The organism is Streptomyces marinisediminis (genome assembly GCF_026262575.1).
In the GTDB taxonomy this organism is placed as follows: Bacteria; Actinomycetota; Actinomycetes; order Streptomycetales; family Streptomycetaceae; genus Streptomyces; species Streptomyces marinisediminis.
In genome coordinates this window covers 22949-39982 of sequence record NZ_JAPKFL010000019.1, presented here as the reverse complement: position 1 = coordinate 39982, position 17034 = coordinate 22949, and the positions used below count along the sequence as shown (strand labels likewise).

At 75.8% G+C, this 17034-nt stretch carries 9 protein-coding genes, 1 tRNA gene and 1 pseudogene; 5 read left to right on the top strand and 6 right to left on the bottom strand.

Going from position 1 to position 17034, the window contains the following annotated elements; all coding sequences use genetic code 11:
- Positions 1-50: 50 nt before the first annotated feature.
- The 5 genes and pseudogenes from OSB71_RS16670 to OSB71_RS16650 form a co-directional block, all read right to left on the bottom strand.
- Positions 51-845 (bottom strand): annotated as a pseudogene (locus tag OSB71_RS16670) (transposase); the annotation flags it as partial.
- A gap of 33 nt (positions 846-878) precedes the next feature.
- Positions 879-1421: a plasmid pRiA4b ORF-3 family protein gene (locus OSB71_RS16665; RefSeq protein ID WP_265948901.1), complete on the bottom strand. Its 543-nt coding sequence runs from the start codon at positions 1419-1421 to the stop codon at positions 879-881.
- A gap of 275 nt (positions 1422-1696) precedes the next feature.
- A tRNA-Pro gene (locus OSB71_RS16660) sits at positions 1697-1770 on the bottom strand.
- Between the two features lie 49 nt (positions 1771-1819).
- Positions 1820-2746: a metallophosphoesterase gene (locus OSB71_RS16655; RefSeq protein ID WP_265948899.1), complete on the bottom strand. Its 927-nt coding sequence runs from the start codon at positions 2744-2746 to the stop codon at positions 1820-1822.
- Positions 2747-2805: 59 nt separating this feature from the next.
- Complete coding sequence (locus OSB71_RS16650) at positions 2806-3504, bottom strand: 4'-phosphopantetheinyl transferase family protein (RefSeq protein ID WP_265948898.1); 699 nt, start codon at positions 3502-3504, stop codon at positions 2806-2808.
- A gap of 792 nt (positions 3505-4296) precedes the next feature.
- On the opposite strand from OSB71_RS16650, the gene OSB71_RS16645 reads away from it, so the two are divergent.
- The 5 genes from OSB71_RS16645 to OSB71_RS16625 all read left to right on the top strand — a co-directional run bounded on the left by OSB71_RS16645 (position 4297) and on the right by OSB71_RS16625 (position 14250).
- Positions 4297-6309, top strand: a complete 2013-nt coding sequence (locus OSB71_RS16645) for a fatty acyl-AMP ligase (RefSeq protein WP_265948896.1) — start codon at positions 4297-4299, stop codon at positions 6307-6309.
- On the top strand, positions 6306-10868 hold the full coding sequence (locus OSB71_RS16640) for a type I polyketide synthase (protein ID WP_265948894.1): 4563 nt from the start codon (positions 6306-6308) through the stop codon (positions 10866-10868). Before OSB71_RS16645 ends, OSB71_RS16640 begins: the two co-directional genes overlap by 4 nt.
- Positions 10865-12469: an acyl-CoA carboxylase subunit beta gene (locus tag OSB71_RS16635; protein ID WP_265948893.1), complete on the top strand. Its 1605-nt coding sequence runs from the start codon at positions 10865-10867 to the stop codon at positions 12467-12469. The genes OSB71_RS16640 and OSB71_RS16635 overlap by 4 nt, the downstream gene beginning before the upstream one ends.
- A gap of 55 nt (positions 12470-12524) precedes the next feature.
- Positions 12525-13643, top strand: coding sequence for an alpha/beta hydrolase (locus OSB71_RS16630; RefSeq protein ID WP_265948892.1), 1119 nt, complete (start codon positions 12525-12527; stop codon positions 13641-13643).
- Positions 13644-13794: 151 nt separating this feature from the next.
- Positions 13795-14250 carry a GatB/YqeY domain-containing protein gene (locus OSB71_RS16625; RefSeq protein ID WP_265948890.1) on the top strand — a complete coding sequence of 152 codons (456 nt, stop codon included), beginning with the start codon at positions 13795-13797 and terminating at the stop codon, positions 14248-14250.
- Between the two features lie 274 nt (positions 14251-14524).
- On the opposite strand, the gene OSB71_RS16620 is transcribed toward OSB71_RS16625, so the two are convergent.
- Positions 14525-16885, bottom strand: a complete 2361-nt coding sequence (locus OSB71_RS16620; protein ID WP_265948889.1) for a transglycosylase domain-containing protein — start codon at positions 16883-16885, stop codon at positions 14525-14527.
- Between the last annotated feature and the right edge of the window lie 149 nt (positions 16886-17034).

The following is a 17034-nucleotide window of genomic DNA, read 5'->3' as shown; positions in this document are numbered from 1 at the left end:
CGGCCCCGTACGTGCTCGTCAGAAAGGCGAGCGCATACGGGAGGCTTCAGCAGGGCCCGCCACAGGCCCACCGCACCATCGCCGACGGCCAGCATGGGGTCACGCATGCCGCGTCGTCGGCAGTCCCTTAGCAGGTCGGCCCACGACTCGGTCGGCTCCCGCAGGCCCTCCGCCAGTGCGATCAGTTCCTCGCGGCCGTCGGCGCGCACGCCCATAAGTACCAGCACGCAAAGCGTGGGCCTGCCCGAGCCTCGCTTCGGGGTGGACACCGTCGGCCCACACGGACACGTAGTCGCTGCCTGGCAGGCCCCGTTCCTGGAACGCGGCGTGGTCGTCGCTCCACTGCTTGGCCAGCCGAGTCACCGTCGCTGCCGACAGGCCGGCCGAGGTACCGAGGAACTGCTCCAGCGCGGGCACGCAGTCCCCTGAGGCCAGTCCGCGCGGGTAGAGCAGGGGCAGTACCCTTGCTGGTCTTCGGGGACTTCCTCGCCCACGGCCGAAGGATCTTCGAGGAGAACTTCTTGCGCCCGCCGGTAGCCTCGTCGACGCGCTTGTCGTTCACGCGTGGTGGGGTGGTGACCTCTACCGAGTCGGCGGCAGTGGTGACGGTGCGGGGCCGGTGGCGGCCGTTGCGCACGACCTGACGGCGACCGGCCTCGTCCCGCTCGGCCGTGAGCTCGGCGATGTACTGGTCGACCTCGGCCTCCAGCACGGCCACAGCATGCGGCGGGCGCCCTCCCGGACGCTCTCGTCGATCAAGAAGCCGGAAATCAGTGGTTGCCGTCTTCGTTGACTACGCTGAGCCTGGGCGTGCCTTCCCAACCGACGGTGCATCGTCGGACCATCTCGCAGCTCTGCTTTTGGGGCCTCACGGACGGTCAACCGTCCGTGAGGAGCTTGTTGGCCCTGTCGACGTCGAGATACTCGGGGTCGAAGGGGCCGTCGAGCCACTCGGTGATGAGCCGATGCTCTTCGTGCTCGGGGTCCGCGACAGCGACGAGGAGCTCTCCGTAGCCCCAAGGCCCGCCGCAGTCCTCGGGTGGGCATGCACGGCGGCCGGTAACACAGCGGGGATAGGCGGTTCCCGGAACTCCGTTGAGGGCTTTCTCGGTCTGGATGTGGTGGAGCCAGTTGTCGCCGAAGTCGTAGGTGTAGCCGATCCTGTCGCCGACGGCCGGGGCCACCGAGCGGAGCGACACCTCACGTTCGTCACGGTGGCCGAGTTCGGTGTCGGGGCGCCCGAAGGCTCCCATGGGCGTCTCGAAGACGTGCAGGTGGTTGCCCTCCCAGCTCATCGCGGTCTGGATCACCCGGTGCAGACGGTCCAGAGTGATGTCGGCGGGCACCTGCAGGCGGCGCCAGATCGGTGGACGGATGTCGGCCAGGGTGACCTTGATCTGGAGGACGGCCCCGGAAGGCATGGAGGGAATGTCCCTTCACGGAGTGGACGAACGCGCTCGTGATCTGTGAAAGATCGCTGCCGTGTCACCGGCGGGGACTCGCGCAGCCTCGTGCCTGGAGCCGGCCGGTGGCAGGGCAGCCGAGCTCAGGGGAAGGTAGCAAGCCACTGCGACTCGCGGGTACCGGGAGCCGGGGAACGAGGCCGACTCCCCAATGGCTCCCAAGCGACTCCCGAAAACAAGTCAAGGGCCCGATCCGCTGAGCGGATCAGGCTCCTGACCTGGTGTTTCTTCAGTCGGGGTGGCGGGATTTGAACCCACGACCTCTTCGTCCCGAACGAAGCGCGCTGCCAAGCTGCGCCACACCCCGAAGCAACGGGGACTACTGTAGCCCACCGTCGCGTGGACGCGAAATTTGGTTACCGGGGTGGGGTGAGGGTGAGCAGGGTGGCCTCCGGGGGGCAGGCGAAGCGGGCCGGGGTGTAGCGGTTGGCGCCGCAGCCTGCGGAGACGTGGAGGTAGGCACGGTGGTCGCGCGCGGTGTGGGTGGACAGCCCGCGGGCGCGGGCGGTGTCGAGGTCGCAGTTGGTGACGAGTGCGCCGCGGAAGGGGACGCGGAGCTGCCCGCCGTGGGTGTGACCGGCCAGGATGAGCGGGTAGCCGTCGGCGGCGAAGGCGTCCAGGACGCGCAGGTACGGGGCGTGGACGACGGCGAGCGTGAGGTCGGCGTCCGGGTCCGGGCCGCCGGAGACGGTGTCGTAGCGGTCGCGCTTGATGTGGGGGTCGTCCAGGCCGGTGAACGCCAGGTCGCAGGAGTCGAGCTTGAGGCGGCCGCGGGCGTTGGTGAGGTCGGCCCAGCCCGCGGCGTCGAAGGCGTCGCGCATGGGTTCCCACGGGATGTGCCGGGCGCCCTGGACGGGCGGGTTGCCGTTGAGGCCGTGGCGGCCGCTGGCCTTCTCCAGCAGGTAGCGGGCGGGGTTGCGCGGCCGGGGGCCGTAGTAGTCGTTGGAGCCGAAGACGTAGGCTCCGGGGTACTCCAGAAGGGGGCCGAGGGCGTCCAGGAGGTCGGGCACGGCCTCGGGGTCGGAGAGGTTGTCCCCGGTGTTGACGACGAGGTCGGGGCGCAGCCCGGCGAGCGACTGGAGCCAGCGGGTTTTGTAGCGCTGCCCGCTCACCATGTGGATGTCGGAGACCTGGAGCAGTCTCAGGGGTCGCGCCCCGGGCGGCAGGACGGGGACGGTGACCCGGCGCAGGCGGAAGGCGCGGGGTTCGACGCCCACCGCGTAGCCGACGCAGGCCGCGCCGAAGGCGGCCACTCCCAGGGGAACTCCGTATCGCGCGCGCATGCGTCCATGATCGCAGAACGGTGGGACGGCGGGACGCCGACGTCGGGCCCGGGAGACGGTCAGGTACGGGCCAGCGCGACGGCCGCGGCGTACCCGGTGGGGACGCGCACGTCGGCGATCGTCCAGCCGGGCAGGCCGGCGGCGGTGGGGCCGGTGCCGACGTAGTCCAGGGACGGGTCGCGGCCCAGGCCGATGCCCAGGCCCTTGAGGTAGGCCTCCTTGCGGGTCCAGGCCCGGGCGAAGGCGGCCGGGGAGTCGTCGGCGGACAGCGGGGCCAGCTCGGCGGCCTCGCGCGCGTGCAGGGCCCGCGCCGTGTTCGCGACGGTGTCCGGGCTCGGCAGCCGCTCCACGTCGACGCCGACGGGGGTGGTGGCCAGGGCGACGAGGGCGAGGCCGCCGGTGTGGGACAGGGAGTGGTGCAGGGCGCCGTCGGCGACGGCGGGACGGCCGTGGGGCTCACCGCAGCCCGGGCACGACAGGCGGGTGAAGCGCACCTCGGCGGGCGGCAGCGCGAGGTGGGCGCCGAGCAGCAGGCGCAGGGCGACGTGCGAGGTGCGGTAGAGGTCCTGGTCCTGGGGGCGCACGAAGGTCGCGGCCCGCTTCTGCTCGTCGGCGTCCAGCACGTCGGGGGCGAGGCGGGCGGCGGTCTCCCGGTGGCGGGCGACGTCGACCAGCCACAGGGCCGGTGCGTCGGGGGTCGGCGGCCGCGGTGTGAACGCGTCGAGGCCGTCGGGCAGTTCGGCTGGCGTGTACGGCATGGTCACAGGGCTCCCTCCCGGCCCCCGCATGCTACGGCCTGCGGCCGCCGACGGGCAGTGCGGGCGGTGTGCGCGGTGGCGGGCGGTGCGGGCACCGCGAGGACGCCCCGGTCGCCGACCACTCGGGACGGGCGCCCGGGGAAGCACCCCGCGAGCCGAGGGGGCGCGCGGTGCGGCCCGCGGGCTCCGGCGCGCCGGAGACCCGTTGCACGCACGGGCGGAGTGCGGGGGCGGTGCGCCGGGGCGGTGGCGCGCGGACGAGGTGGCCGGTGGCAGGTGGCAGGTGGCAGGTGACAGGTGACAGGTGGTGCCGGTGCGCGGTGTGGTGGCCAGCCCGGGGCCCGGGGATTGCGGCTCGGGGGGTGGTGGAAAGGGGCGGAGTCGTGCCGGGTATTTCGGCGGCGAGCGTTTTTGCGCGCGGGGGCGGAAAGGGCGAGTCGGCGGGTTCGGAATTTTTCCGCGCGCGGGAAGGCGGGGGGTGGCGCTTCCGGTCCCGGGAGGTTAGCCACCCGGTCCGCCCGACCGCAACGCCGGTGCCCGGGCTGGAGTTTGCGCAGGCAGGAGCGTCGGAAAAGTTGTCACCCGGGGCATAGTCGCGACGCTCGACACACTCACCGAACTGACAGACAACGCACAGAATTCAACCACCACGGCAAACGCACAATTCAGCGTTGACAACGCCATGACCGACTTCGAATACTGAGCCGTCCCCCACGGCCGAGTTCCGTCTCCCGCTTCGTCGGCGCCCCCCTTGTGAGCAGGCGCCCACCATGAGCATTGGAGAGCACCGCCATGCCCACCCCCACATCCCCGAGCACGGTGCCCGCCCGCGCACCGTCCGCGACAGCTTCCGCGGCGGCGCCCGCCACGGGGTCCGCCGCCCCGGCGCAGGCGCCCGCCGAGCCCGGGTCGCTCGACGGCTGGCTGCGCCACTGGGCCCGGGAGCGGCCGGACGCGCGGGCCGTGACCTTCGTCGACTTCGCCCACTCCGCCCGGGGCACGGCGACCACCGTGTCCTGGGCGGAGCTGGAGCGCCGTACGGCGGCGGTGGCGGGGTGGCTGGCGGCGCGCGTCGAGCCCGGTGCGCGGGTGGCGGTGCTGGCGCCGCAGGGTGTGGACTACCTCGTGGCCGTGCTCGCGGCGCAGCGGTCCGGTGCCGTGGCGGTGCCGCTGATGCCGCCGGGGCGCTCGGGGCACGCGGACCGGCTGGCGGCGACGTTCGCGGACTGCGCGCCCGCCGCCGTCCTCACGACCGCCGCGCACGAGGCGGACGTGCGCGAGCTGGTGGCCGGGCTCGCCCCCGGCCAGCCCGCCCCCGGCCAGCCCGCCCCCGGCACGCCCGACCCCGGCACGCCCGACCCCGGCGAGCCCCGCGCGTCCCGCCGCACCGTGCCGGGCCGTCCGCTGGTCGTCGACGTGGAGGCGGCCGCCGAGGAGGGTGGAGCCGCCGGTCACCACCGGCCCGCCGGTCACCGCGCGGCGGCCGGTGAGCCGGAGGGTGTCGCCTACCTCCAGTACACCTCGGGCTCGACGCGCCGTCCCACCGGAGCCGTCATCGGTCACGCCAACGTGCTGGCCAACGTCCGGCAGGTGTGCGACGCCTACGGGTTCGGGCCCGGCAGCGGCCACACGGTGGTGAGCTGGCTGCCGCTCTTCCACGACATGGGGCTGGTGCTCGCGGTGGCCTCGCCCGTCGTCTGCGGGCTGCACGCCGTGCTGATGGACCCGGCCGCGTTCCTGCGCCGTCCGGGCCGTTGGCTGCGGCTGCTGTCCACGCACCCGCGCACGGTCACCGCGGCGCCGAACTTCGCCTACGACCTCGCCGCCGCCCGCGTCGGCCCGGAGGAGAAGGACTGGCTGCGGCTGGACGACGTGCGGGTGATGATCAACGGCGCGGAGCCGGTGCGGGCGGCCACGGTGGAGCGGTTCCAGGCGGCGTTCGCCCCGTGCGGGCTGCGGCCCGAGGCGCACCGGCCCTCCTACGGCATGGCCGAGGCGACGGTGCTGGCCGCGGCGAGCCGCGCGGGACGGCCGCCGCGCACCACCGTGCTGGACCGCGAGGCGCTGGCCGCGGGCACCGCCCGGCCGCCCGCCGCCCCGGAGGCGGGCGGCGTCTACGTCTCCTGCGGCCTGCCCGCCGGGCAGGAACTGCGCGTCGTGGCACCGGAGTCGGGGACGCCGCTGCCGCCCGGCCGGGTGGGCGAGCTGTGGCTGCGCGGGCCCAACGTCGCGCGCGGCTACTGGAACCCGGACGAGGAGGGCCGCCGCGCCTTCGCCGGCACGCTGCCGGACGACGCGGGCGGGCCGTGGCTGCGCACCGGCGACCTGGGCGTGCTGCACGAGGGCGAGCTGTACGTCACCGGCCGCCTGAAGGACCTGGTCATCGTGGGCGGCCGCAACCACTACCCGCAGGACCTGGAGCTGACGGCCGAGCAGGCGCACGCCGCCGTCCGCCCGCACCACGTGGCCGCGTTCGCCGTCCCGGCGCCAACGGACGCCGCCGGGGACCCGGGCGAGCGCCTGGTGCTGGTGGCCGAGACGGCGCGCGCCGGCCAGGCGCCGCCCGCGGAGGTGGCGGCGGCCGTCCGCGGCGCGGTCTCGGCCCGGCACGGCGTGGCCGCCCACGACGTGCGGCTGCTGCCACCGGGGTCGGTGCCGCGCACCTCCAGCGGCAAGGTCGCCCGCGCCGCCGCGCGCCGGGCCTACCTCGCTGGGGCGTACGACGAGGCGGGGGCGCACGACGAGGCGCGCGACGAGGCGGGGGCGCACGTCGAGCGGTTCGCTGCCCCGGAGGCCGGGCAGTGAGCGCCGAGGACGCCGCGGCGCTGCGCCGGTGGCTCGTCACCCGCGTCGCCGACCTCACCGGCGTGGACCCCGCCGCCGTGGACGCCGACGCGCCGCTGACCGAGCTGGGCCTGTCCTCGGTGCAGACGACGACGCTGACCGCCGAGCTGGCCGACCGGGTGGGCCGGGCCCTGCCGGAGACGCTGGCGTGGGAGCGGCCCACGGTCAGCGCCCTGGCCGGACACCTGGCGGTGGAGGACGCCGAGGGGGCCCCGGACGCCGTTGCGCCCGAAGACGCCTTCGGCCCGGCCCCCGGCCCCGGCGGGCCGGCCGGCCCGCCGATCGCCGTCGTCGGACTGGGCTGCCGCTTCCCCGGCGCGGACGGCCCCGAGGCGTTCTGGGAGCTGCTGGACGCGGGCCGGGACGCCGTCGGGGAGGTGCCCGCCGAGCGCTGGGCGGCGTTCGCGCGCGGCGCCGAGGAGACCCGGCTGCTGGCGGGCGTGGAGCGCCGGGCCGGGGTGCTGGAGGACATCGCGGGCTTCGACGCGGAGTTCTTCGGCGTCACCCCGCGCGAGGCCGCGCTGATGGACCCCCACCAGCGGGTGCTGCTGGAGGTGGCCACGGAAGCGCTGGAGCACGCCGGGGTGCCGCCCGCGTCGCTGCGGGGCAGCCGCACGGGGGTGTTCGTCGGCGCGTCGGCCACCGAGTACGCCCAGCTCACCGCGCGCACCCTCCGCGGCGTCCAGGAGTGGACGGCGACGGGCGCGGCGCCCAGCGTGCTCGCCAACCGGCTGTCCTACGTGCTGGACCTGCACGGTCCGTCGATGACCGTGGACACCGCCTGTTCGTCCTCGCTCGTCGCCGTGCACCTGGCGTGCCGGAGCCTGGCCGACGGCGAGTCGGACACCGCGCTCGCCGCCGGCGTCAACCTGCTGCTGACGCCGGCGATCTCCGCGACCTTCGGCCTCGCCGGGGCGCTCTCGCACGACGGACGGTGCAAGGCGTTCGACGCGGCGGCCGACGGGATCGTGCGCGGCGAGGGGTGCGGGGTGCTGGTGCTCAAGCGGCTCGCCGACGCCCGCCGCGACGGCTCGCGCGTCCTGGCCGTCCTGCGCGGCACGGCCACCAACTCCGACGGCCGCTCCAACGGCCTGATGGCGCCCCGGCCCGGCGCCCAGCGCGAGTTGCTGGCCCGCGCCTGCGCCCGCGCCGACGTCGACGCGACCGCCGTGGACTACGTCGAGGCGCACGGCACCGGGACGCCGCTGGGCGACCCGATCGAGGCGGAGGCGCTCGGCGCCGTCCTGGGCCGCGCGCGGGAGTCCGGACGGCCGCTGCTGCTCGGCTCGGTGAAGACGAACCTGGGGCACCTGGAGGCGGCGGCCGGGGTGGCGGGGCTGATGAAGGTGGTCCTCGGCCTGGCGCACGGGCGCATACCGCCGACCCTGCACCACACCCGGCCCAACCCCCGCCTGCGCCTGGACCGCGACCGCCTCCGGGTGGTCACCGCGCCGACGCCGTGGCCGCGCTACTCGGGCCGCGCGGTGGCCGGGGTCTCCGGGTTCGGGTTCGGCGGCACCAACGCGCACGTCGTGGTGGAGGAGTGGCCGCAGCACCGCCCCGCCGCGCCGGCGCCGGACGGCGTGCAGGTGCTGGCGCTGTCGGACGCCGACCCGGCGCGCGTGCGCACCGGTGCCGCCCGGCTGGCCCGGTGGCTGGCGGACGACGCCGGCGCGCCGCCGGGCGACGTCGCCTTCACGCTGGCCCGGCACCGCGACCACCTGCCGTACCGGGCCGCCGCGGTGGGGGCCGACCGGGCCGCACTGGCCGCCGCGCTGCGCGGGGTGGCCGCCGGTGACCGTCCCGTCGTCCGCTCCGGGGCGGCCGGGCGCGGGGTGGTGTGGGTGTTCTCCGGTTTCGGCTCGCAGTACCCGGGTATGGCCGCGCGTCTGCTTCAGGCCGACGCCCCCTTCGCGGACGCCGTGCGGGCACTGGACCCGCTGTTCACCGCACAGGCGGGCTTCGCCCTGTCCACCGCGCTGCGCGACACCGCCGAGGCGCCCGGGCTCTTCCGCGACCAGCTCGCCCTCTTCGGCGTCCAGGTCGCCCTCGCCGCGCGCTGGCGGGCGGCGGGCGTCGAACCCGCCGCGGTGATCGGCCACTCGATGGGCGAGGTCGCCGCCGCGGTGGCCGCCGGGGCGCTGGACGCCGCGGACGGGCTGCGCGTCATGGCCGTCCGCGCGCGGCTGCTCGCCGGGGCCAGCGCGGCCGGGGGCGGCGCGATGGCCGCCGTCGAGCTGTCCCCGGGCGAACTCGCCGATCTCGTGGGGGAGGACGGCGGCCGCCTGTCCGACGTGACGGCCGCGGTGCTCACGGCCCCGCAGCACCTGACGGTGACCGGGCCGGCCGAGCAGGTCGCCGAACTGGTGGCGCGGGTCGAGCGGGCCGGGCGGCTCGCCAAGCCGCTGCGCGTCACCGCCGCCGGGCACTCCCCGCAGGTGGAACCGCTGCTGGCGGAGCTGCGCGAGGAGCTCGCCGCGCTGAGCCCCACCGTCCCGAAGGTCCCCTGGTACGGCACCGTGCACGAGGACCCGCGCGAGCTGCCCGCCTGCGACGCCGACTACTGGGCCGCCAACCTGCGCCGCCCGGTGCGCCTGTCCGCGGCGGTCTCCGCCGCCGTGCGGGACGGGCACCGGGCGTACCTGGAGCTCTCCCCCGGGCCGCTCCTCGTCAGCGCCGTGGAGGCCACCGCCGCCGCCGAGGGGGTGGCCGACGTCCTCGCCACCGGCACCCTGCACCGCGCCGAGGACGACGCGACGGCCTTCCACACCGCGCTGGCCCAGCTCCACCTGCACGGCCACCCCACCGTGCTCGCCGAGCGCTACCGGAGCGGGCACCTGGCCGACCTGCCGCGCCGGGCGTGGCGGCACCGGCGGCACTGGTTCAGCGAGCCCGGTGTTCCCGCGTCGGACGCCGGCACGGGGGCGGGTGCGGCGCCGGAGGACGGTGCGACGCCGGAGTACGGTGCGACGCCAGCCCACGGCACCGGCACCGGCACCGACGCCGCGCCGGGTGACGGCGCGGCCCCGGCCGACGCCTGGCCCGGCCCCGACGCGCTCACCGCGCTGCCGCCCGCCCGCGCCCGGACGGTGCTGACGGCGCGGCTGCGCACGGTGCTCGCCGGGATCACCGGGCACCCCGCCGACGCGTTCGCCCCGGACACCCCGCTCACCACGCTGGGCCTGGACTCCCTGATGGCCCAGCGCGCCCGCAACGCCGTCGAGCGCGACTTCGGCGTCCGGCTGCCGCTGACACCGCTGCTGCGCGGGGCGGGCCTGGCCGACGTGGCCGGGTTCCTCGCGCGCGAGCTGCGCCTGACGCCGGGCCCCGGAGAGCCGGAACCCGGGGGGTTGGAACCCGGGGAGCCGGAACCCGCGGCCCCCGGGCGCCCGCGCCTCGCGCCCGTCGAGGCGCGGCCCGCCGCCCCGCCCGTCGGGCCGCGCGACCCCGCCGAGCGGCTGGTCGCCCGCCTGTGGCGGCGGCTCCTGGGGCCCGACGCGGCGTTCGACGTGCGCCACGACGCGTTCCCCTCCGTGGGCGGCACCCCGGCCCGCGCCGCCGCCCTCGCCGAGCTGCTCGCCGCCGAGCTCGGCCACCCGCTCGACGCCGCGGACCTCCTCGCCCGCCCCACCGTCGCCGGCATGGCCGACGCCGTGCGGCACCACGTGGACCACGCCCCCGGGGACCCCCTCCGGGTGCTGCGCCCCCCGGAGCCCGGCGAACGCGCGGACGGCGCGCCGCTGTTCCTCTTCCACCCCGCGGGTGGGCCGACCAGCGTCTACCGGCCGCTGGTCGAGCGGCTCCCGCGCGGCTTCCCCTGCTACGGCCTGGAGCGGCTGGCGGAGCTGGCCACCGTCGAGGCCAAGGCGGCGCGCTACGCCGAACTGCTGGGCGAGCGGCAGCCGCCGGGGCTGCCGTACCGGCTGGGCGGCTGGTCCTTCGGCGGCGTCCTCGCCCACGAGACGGCGCGCCGGCTCACCGCCGCGGGGGCCGAGGTGGAGCTGGTGGTGCTGATCGACGCGGTCCTGCCGCTGCGCGGGGACGGCGGCGACGCCGCGGACGCGGGGACGGAGCGGCTCAGGCGCTTCGTCCGGCACATCGAGCACACCTACGGGGCCCGGCTCGACGTGCCCTGGGACGAGCTGGCCGGGCGGTCGGCGCCGGAGCGGATCGGGCTCCTGACCGACCTGCTCGCCGCCCACCCGGGGCTGGACATCGGCGCGGCGGCCCTGCGCCACCAGTACACCTCGGCGGTGGACACCCACGTCGCCGAGGAGTACCGGCCGGGCCCGTACGACGGTGCCGTGGTGCTGTACCGGGCCGCCGCGCCGCACGAGCCCACCGTCGCCCTGGACCCGCGCTACCGGCGCACCGACCGCGCGCTGGGCTGGGACGAGCACTGCGCCGGCCTGACCGTCGTCGAGGTCCCGGGCGACCACCTCTCCGTCATCGACCCGCCGCACGTCGACCGCGTCGCCGGGCACCTCGGCGCGGCCCTCACCACGGGAGGCAGCTCATGACCCCCGGCACCGATCCCGACCCCCACGACGGGTACGCCGACGCGCCGGGGCCCGCCGAGCGCCTCGCGGACTGGGCGCGGCGCGAGGAGGAGGCCGTGCGCCGCGCGGACGCCCGCGCCGCCGTCCGGCAGGGGCGCAAGGGCAAGCTGACGGCGCGCCAGCGCATCGCGCTGCTGGCCGACCCGGGCTCGTTCACCGAGACCGACCGGCTCGCCCGGCACCCGTCCACCGGCTACCGGCCGGAGGAGGCGGCGCCGTACGGGGACGGGGTGGTCACCGGCCACCTCACCGTCGACGGGCGCCCGGTGTGCGTCTTCTCCCAGGACTTCACCGTGTTCGGTGGCAGTCTGGGCGAGGCGTCCGGGCAGAAGGTGCTCAAGCTCATGGACCTGGCGCAGCGCATCGGCTGCCCGGTCGTGGGCATCAACGACTCCGGCGGCGCGCGCATCCAGGAGGGCGTCGTCTCCCTGGCCCACTACGCGGAGCTGGCCCGGCGCAACGCGAACGCCTCCGGGGTGATCCCGCAGGTCTCGCTGGTCCTGGGGCCGTGCGCGGGCGGGGCCGTCTACACACCGGCGCTGACCGACTTCACCGTCATGGTCGAGGGCGTCTCCCACATGTTCGTCACCGGCCCCGACGTCGTGCGCACCGTGACCGGCGAGGAGACCACGCCCGACGACCTCGGCGGGCCCGAGCTGAACAGCCGCGTCACCGGCACCGCGCACCACCTGGCCGCCGACGAGGAGGACGCCGTCGACTGGGTGCGCGACCTGCTGGGCTACCTGCCCGCCAACAACCTCGAACCGCCGCCCCGGTACGCCACCGGCCCCGGCAGCGCCCCCGACGCCACGCACCTGGACCACCTCGTGCCGGGCGCCCCGAACCAGGGCTACGACATGCGCGACGTGCTGCGCGCCGTGGTCGACGACGGCGAACTCCTCCAGATCCAGCCGCTTTTCGCGCCCAACATGATCTGCGCACTGGCGCGCGTCGAGGGCAGCACCGTCGGCGTCGTCGCCAACCAGCCGCTGCACCAGGCGGGGACCATCGACATCGACGCCTCCGAGAAGGCCGCGCGCTTCGTGCGCTTCTGCGACGCCTTCAACCTGCCCGTCCTCACCTTCGCCGACGTTCCCGGCTACCTGCCCGGGCTCGCGCAGGAGCGCGGCGGCATCATCCGGCGCGGCGCCAAGCTGCTGTACGCCTACTCCGAGGCGACGGTGCCGACGGTGACGGTCGTCGTGCGCAAGGCCTACGGCGGCGGCTACGCGGTGATGGGCTCCAAGCACCTGGGCTGCGACGTCAACCTCGCCTGGCCCACCGCGCAGATCGCCGTGATGGGCGCGGCCGGCGCCGTCGGGCTGCTGCACCGCGCGGAGCTGGCCGAGCGGCCCGAGCCGTCCCGCGCCGAACTGCGCCGCAAGCTGATCGCCGAGTACGAGCGCACCCTGGCCACCCCCTACGTCGCGGCCGAGCGCGGCTACGTCGACGCCGTGATCCGCCCCTCCGAGACCCGCCACCACGTGGCCGGCGCGCTGCGCCTGCTGGCGAACAAGCGGCAGTCACCACCCCAGCGCAAGCACAGCAACATGCCGCTGTGACCCCCCGCCCCCGGCACCCCACTCCCCCGGCAGACCGCGACAGGCAGGCACCGAGATGAGGCTTCGCACGACACCCCCCGCCCGCGCGCCGCGTCCGGCACGGCGCCCCGCGCACCGGCGCCCCGCACGCCGGTGGGCCGCACGCCGGTGGGCCGCACGCCGGTGGGCCGCACGCCGGTGGGCCGCCGGCCTGCTGGCCGCCGTTCTCGCCGCCCTGCTGCTCGCCCCGCAGGCCGGGGCCGCCGCGCCCGCCTGGTGGCCCTGGCCCCCCGGCGACGACGGCGGCGGTGACGGTCCGGGCGGCGCCCGCGTCGTCGCCGAGGACCGCGTCGACGACCGCACCCTCGACCTGACCGTGGACTCCCCCGCGCTCGGCTTCGAGGCCCGCGTCCGGCTGCTGCTCCCGGCCGGGTGGCGGCCCGACGCCGGGCGGACGTGGCCCACCCTGTACCTGCTGCACGGCCCCGACGAGGCGGAGTACCGCTCGTGGACCCGGTACACCGACATCGAGGGCTTCCTCGCCGACAAGGACGTCCTCACCGTGCTGCCCAGCGGCGGCCAGGCGGGGTTCTACTCCGACTGGTGGAACTACGGCCTGGGCGGCCCCGGCTGGGAGACGTTCCACACCGCGGAACTGCCCGAACTCCTGGCCGCGTACGGCGCGGGCGAGCGCCGCGCCGTGGCCGGGATCTCCGTCGGCGGCTACGGCGCGATGAAGTACGCCGCCCTGCACCCCGGCCTGTTCCACGCCGCCGCCTCCTACAGCGGACTGCTGCACACCACCATGACCGGGATGCGCAGCGTCATCTCCGGCATCCTCGTGCGCGAGGGCGAGAACCCGGTGGGGCTGTGGGGCAACCTGTGGTCAGGGCGCGCACGCTGGTCCGCCAACAACCCCTACGAGCAGGCCGCCGGGCTGCGCGACCTCCCGCTCTACATCGCCAACGGCAACGGACGGCCCGGCCCGCTCGACCCGCCGGACCAGGGCGTCGACGCCCTGGAGGTCGCCACCGACCTCACCTCGCGCGCCTTCGCCAACCGCCTGGCCGACCTCGGCGTCCACGCCACCACCCACTTCTACCAGGGCAGCCTGCACGGCTGGCGCTACTGGGAGCGCGAGTTCCGCGCCTCCTGGCCGGTGCTCGCGCGCGGCCTGGGCGTCCCGGCGGCGTAGCCCCGCCCGGCGCACGCCCCGCAGACGGCACGCCCCGCCACCCCGACCGGCCCTGGGGCGACGGGGCGTGCTCCCCGCGCTCCCCGCGCCCGCGCGCCGACGACACACGACGGCGCGCGGCTCCGCGGACGCGCCTGGCACACTGAACGCCATGACCACGCTCAAGTCCCGGCTCCAGGACGACCTCACCGCGGCGATCAAGCAGCGCGACGAGCTGCGCTCCGCCACCCTGCGCATGGCGCTCACCGAGATCAGCAAGGCGGAGGTCGCGGGCACGGCGGCCCGCGAGCTCTCCGACGACGAGGTGCTGGCGGTGCTCACGCGCGAGGCGAAGAAGCGCCGGGAGGCCGCCGAGGCCTTCGACCAGGGCGGTCGCGCGGAGTCCGCCCGGCGCGAGCGCGCCGAGGGCGAGGTCCTGGCCGACTACCTGCCGGCCCAGCTCTCGGACGAGGAGCTGTCCGCCCTGGTCGCCGAGGCCGTCGCCGAGACGGGCGCGCAGGGGCCGAAGGCCATGGGCACCGTCATGAAGGCCGTCAACCCGAAGGTCGCCGGGCGGGCCGAGGGCGGCCGCGTGGCCGCCGCCGTCAAGCGCGCGCTGGCGTCCTGAACGGCACCCGCGCCCGGGCGTCCTGAGCCGCGCCCGGGCGGACACGCGGGCCCCGGCCCGCCGTCCGCCCTGGCGGGGACCCGCCGCGCCGGGACACCGGGCCGCGAGCCTCCCGCGCCGGATCCCGGGCCCGCCGTCCCGCCGTCCCGCGCCCCGGTGTCCCGGTGGAGCGCGCGGACCTCCCTGCGGTGCGGCCCTGACCGGCTCCACCACGGCGGCGGTGTTCGCCGCGAGCAAGACCTGCGGGTGTCGACGACGCTCGTGACCGGTACGGCTAGCGCGCGGGCGGGGGGAAGCCGGGGGTGCCGCCGTCGGTCCAGCCGCCGGGGCCGCCCGGGTCGCCGCCGCCCCCGGGGCCGCCCGGGCCGTCGCCGCCGCCGCCGGTGGTGGGCTCGGGCCAGGGAAAGCCGGTGAACTCCGGCTCGCCCGGGGTCCCGGGGCCGCCGGGCTGGCCGGGGGGACGGGTGTCGCCCGGGCGGTCGTCGCCCCGCGCCTCGTCGTCGCGGTCCCGGTCCTCCCGGTCGCCGCGCTCGTCGCGGTCGTCACCGTCGTCCTCGTCCTCGTCGCCCCGCGGCACGTCGACCGTGTGGAACTCGGTGGCCGGCACGTCCTCCAGCGCGCCCGTCATCACGTCCTTCCAGATCGGTCCGGGCAGGCAGCCGCCGCAGACCTTCGGGTAGTACTGGCCGCCGATGGTGATGTCGAACATCTCCGGCTGCGTGGTGCCGTCGCCGCCGACCCACACGGCGATGGACAGGTCCGGGGTGTAGCCGACGAACCAGGCGTGCTTGCGGCCGTCCGTCGTACCGGTCTTGCCGGCGTTCGGGCGGCCCGTGAGGCCGGCGGAGCGGCCGGTGCCGTCCTCGACGACGCCGCTCAGGATCGTGTTGATGGTGTCGGCCGTCCTGGGCGACATGGCCTCGGCGCAGTTGGGGCCGGCCGGGCGCAGCTCCGCGCCCTGGACGTCGGTCACCGAGTCGATGGCCATGGGCTCGCAGTAGGTGCCCCGGTTCGCGAACGTCGCGTAGGCGGCCGCCATCGTCAGCGGGCTGCTGCCCTGGGCGCCGAGCACCATGGAGGGCTTCATCTCGATCGGCTTGCCGGACCCCTGCTTGATGCCCATGTCCTTGGCCATCGACGCGGCCTCGCACAGCCCCGTCTTGGCGATGAGGTCCACCGAGTAGGTGTTGATGGACAGCTTCAACGCGCTGGTCATGTCCCAGGTGCCGGACTCGCTGTCGAGCTCGTTCGACAGCGGGTACTCGCCCTCGCCGTAGGGCTGGCCCTCACACGTGGTGAACTCGTCCTCGTCGAAGGTGTGGTCGGCCTTGGAGGTGAACGTGTCCGCGGGGCTGACGCCCTCCTCCAGCGCGGCGGCCGCGACGACCGGCTTGAACGTCGAGCCGACCGGGAAGCCGTAGACCGAGCCGCCCATGTCGTTGTTGACCGACAGGTTGATCGACGTCTGGTGCTTCTCGGAGTCCGTGCCGTAGGGGCGGGACTGGGCCATCGCCGTGATCCGGCCGGTGCCCGGTTCCACGGAGACGACGGCGGCGGCCACCTCGTCGTCCTTGTGCACCCTGCTGCTCGCCGCCTCGGCCGCGGCCTCCTGGTCGTCGGGGCGCAGGGTGGTGCGGATGGTCAGGCCGCCGCGGTCCCAGCGCTGCTTGCGCTCCTTGTCGGTCTCGCCGAAGGCCGGGTTGCCGAGGAAGGACTCGCGCACGTAGTCGCAGAAGAACCCCGCCTCCATGGTGGCGGTGATGCAGCCGTTGCGCGGCTGGCTCTCCTTGAGGCCGAGCGGGCGGGCCTGGGCCTCCGCGGCCTCCTCGGGCGAGATGTCGCCGACGTCGGCCATGCGGTCGAGGACGACGTCGCGGCGCTTCTTCGCCTCCTCCTCGTCCGCGAGCGGGTTGTAGCGCTCGGGGGACTGCACGAGCCCGGCCAGCAGCGCGGCCTCGTGCAGTTCGAGGTCCGCGGCGCTCTTGGAGAAGTAGCGCTCGGCGGCGGCCTCCACGCCGTAGGACTGGGAGGCGAAGTAGGTGATGTTGAGGTAGTTCTCCAGGATCTGGTCCTTGGTGAGCTCGTCCTCCACCGCGATCGCGTACTTCAGCTCGACGATCTTGCGGCCGATCGTCTGGCGGGTGGCGTACTCGAACGCCTCCTCCTCGTTGCCGGCCTCCTCGACGAACACGTTCTTCACGTACTGCTGCGTCAGCGTCGACGCGCCCTGGGTGACCTCGCCGGCCTGGGCGTTGCGGTTCAGCGCGCGCAGGACGCCCTTGAGGTCGACGGCGCCGTGCTCGTAGAAGCGCGAGTCCTCGATGGCGACGATCGCCTTGCGCATCCACGGCGAGATCTCGTCCAGCGGGACGACGACGCGGTTGCGCGAGTAGACGTCCGCGATGAGGTTGCCCTCGGCGTCGAGGATCTGCGTCTTCTGGCTGAGCGGAGGGCGCTTGAGGTCGGTCGGCAGCTCCTCGAAGCCCTGGGCCGTCTCCTTCGCGGTGAGGCCGACGATCCCGGCGGCGGGCAGCGCGAGGCCCGCCATGACGGCTCCGGCCAGCACGCTGACGCCGAGGAACTTGGCGGCCTGCTGCGTGGCGGAGAGGCCACCACCCGAGCGTTTGTTTGCCATGCGGGCAAGGGTAGCCCGCCGCGCCGGACGTCCCTAGCGCCGAGGGGGGTGGGCCGCGGGGAGGCCGGTCAACCGGGAGACGACTCGAACGGGTGAATCTCATCCGGGGTCATGGGGGCGCGCGCCCGGGCACGGTGACGGCGCGTGGT

Excerpts from the sequence above, each read along its gene's own strand:
- OSB71_RS16665 (WP_265948901.1), bottom strand. The coding sequence starts at position 1,421 with ATGCCTTCCGGGGCCGTCCTCCAGATCAAGGTCACCCTGGCCGACATC.
- OSB71_RS16655 (WP_265948899.1), bottom strand. The coding sequence starts at position 2,746 with ATGCGCGCGCGATACGGAGTTCCCCTGGGAGTGGCCGCCTTCGGCGCG.
- OSB71_RS16650 (WP_265948898.1), bottom strand. The coding sequence starts at position 3,504 with ATGCCGTACACGCCAGCCGAACTGCCCGACGGCCTCGACGCGTTCACA.
- OSB71_RS16645 (WP_265948896.1), top strand. The coding sequence starts at position 4,297 with ATGCCCACCCCCACATCCCCGAGCACGGTGCCCGCCCGCGCACCGTCC.
- OSB71_RS16635 (WP_265948893.1), top strand. The coding sequence starts at position 10,865 with ATGACCCCCGGCACCGATCCCGACCCCCACGACGGGTACGCCGACGCG.
- OSB71_RS16630 (WP_265948892.1), top strand. The coding sequence starts at position 12,525 with ATGAGGCTTCGCACGACACCCCCCGCCCGCGCGCCGCGTCCGGCACGG.
- OSB71_RS16625 (WP_265948890.1), top strand. The coding sequence starts at position 13,795 with ATGACCACGCTCAAGTCCCGGCTCCAGGACGACCTCACCGCGGCGATC.
- OSB71_RS16620 (WP_265948889.1), bottom strand. The coding sequence starts at position 16,885 with ATGGCAAACAAACGCTCGGGTGGTGGCCTCTCCGCCACGCAGCAGGCC.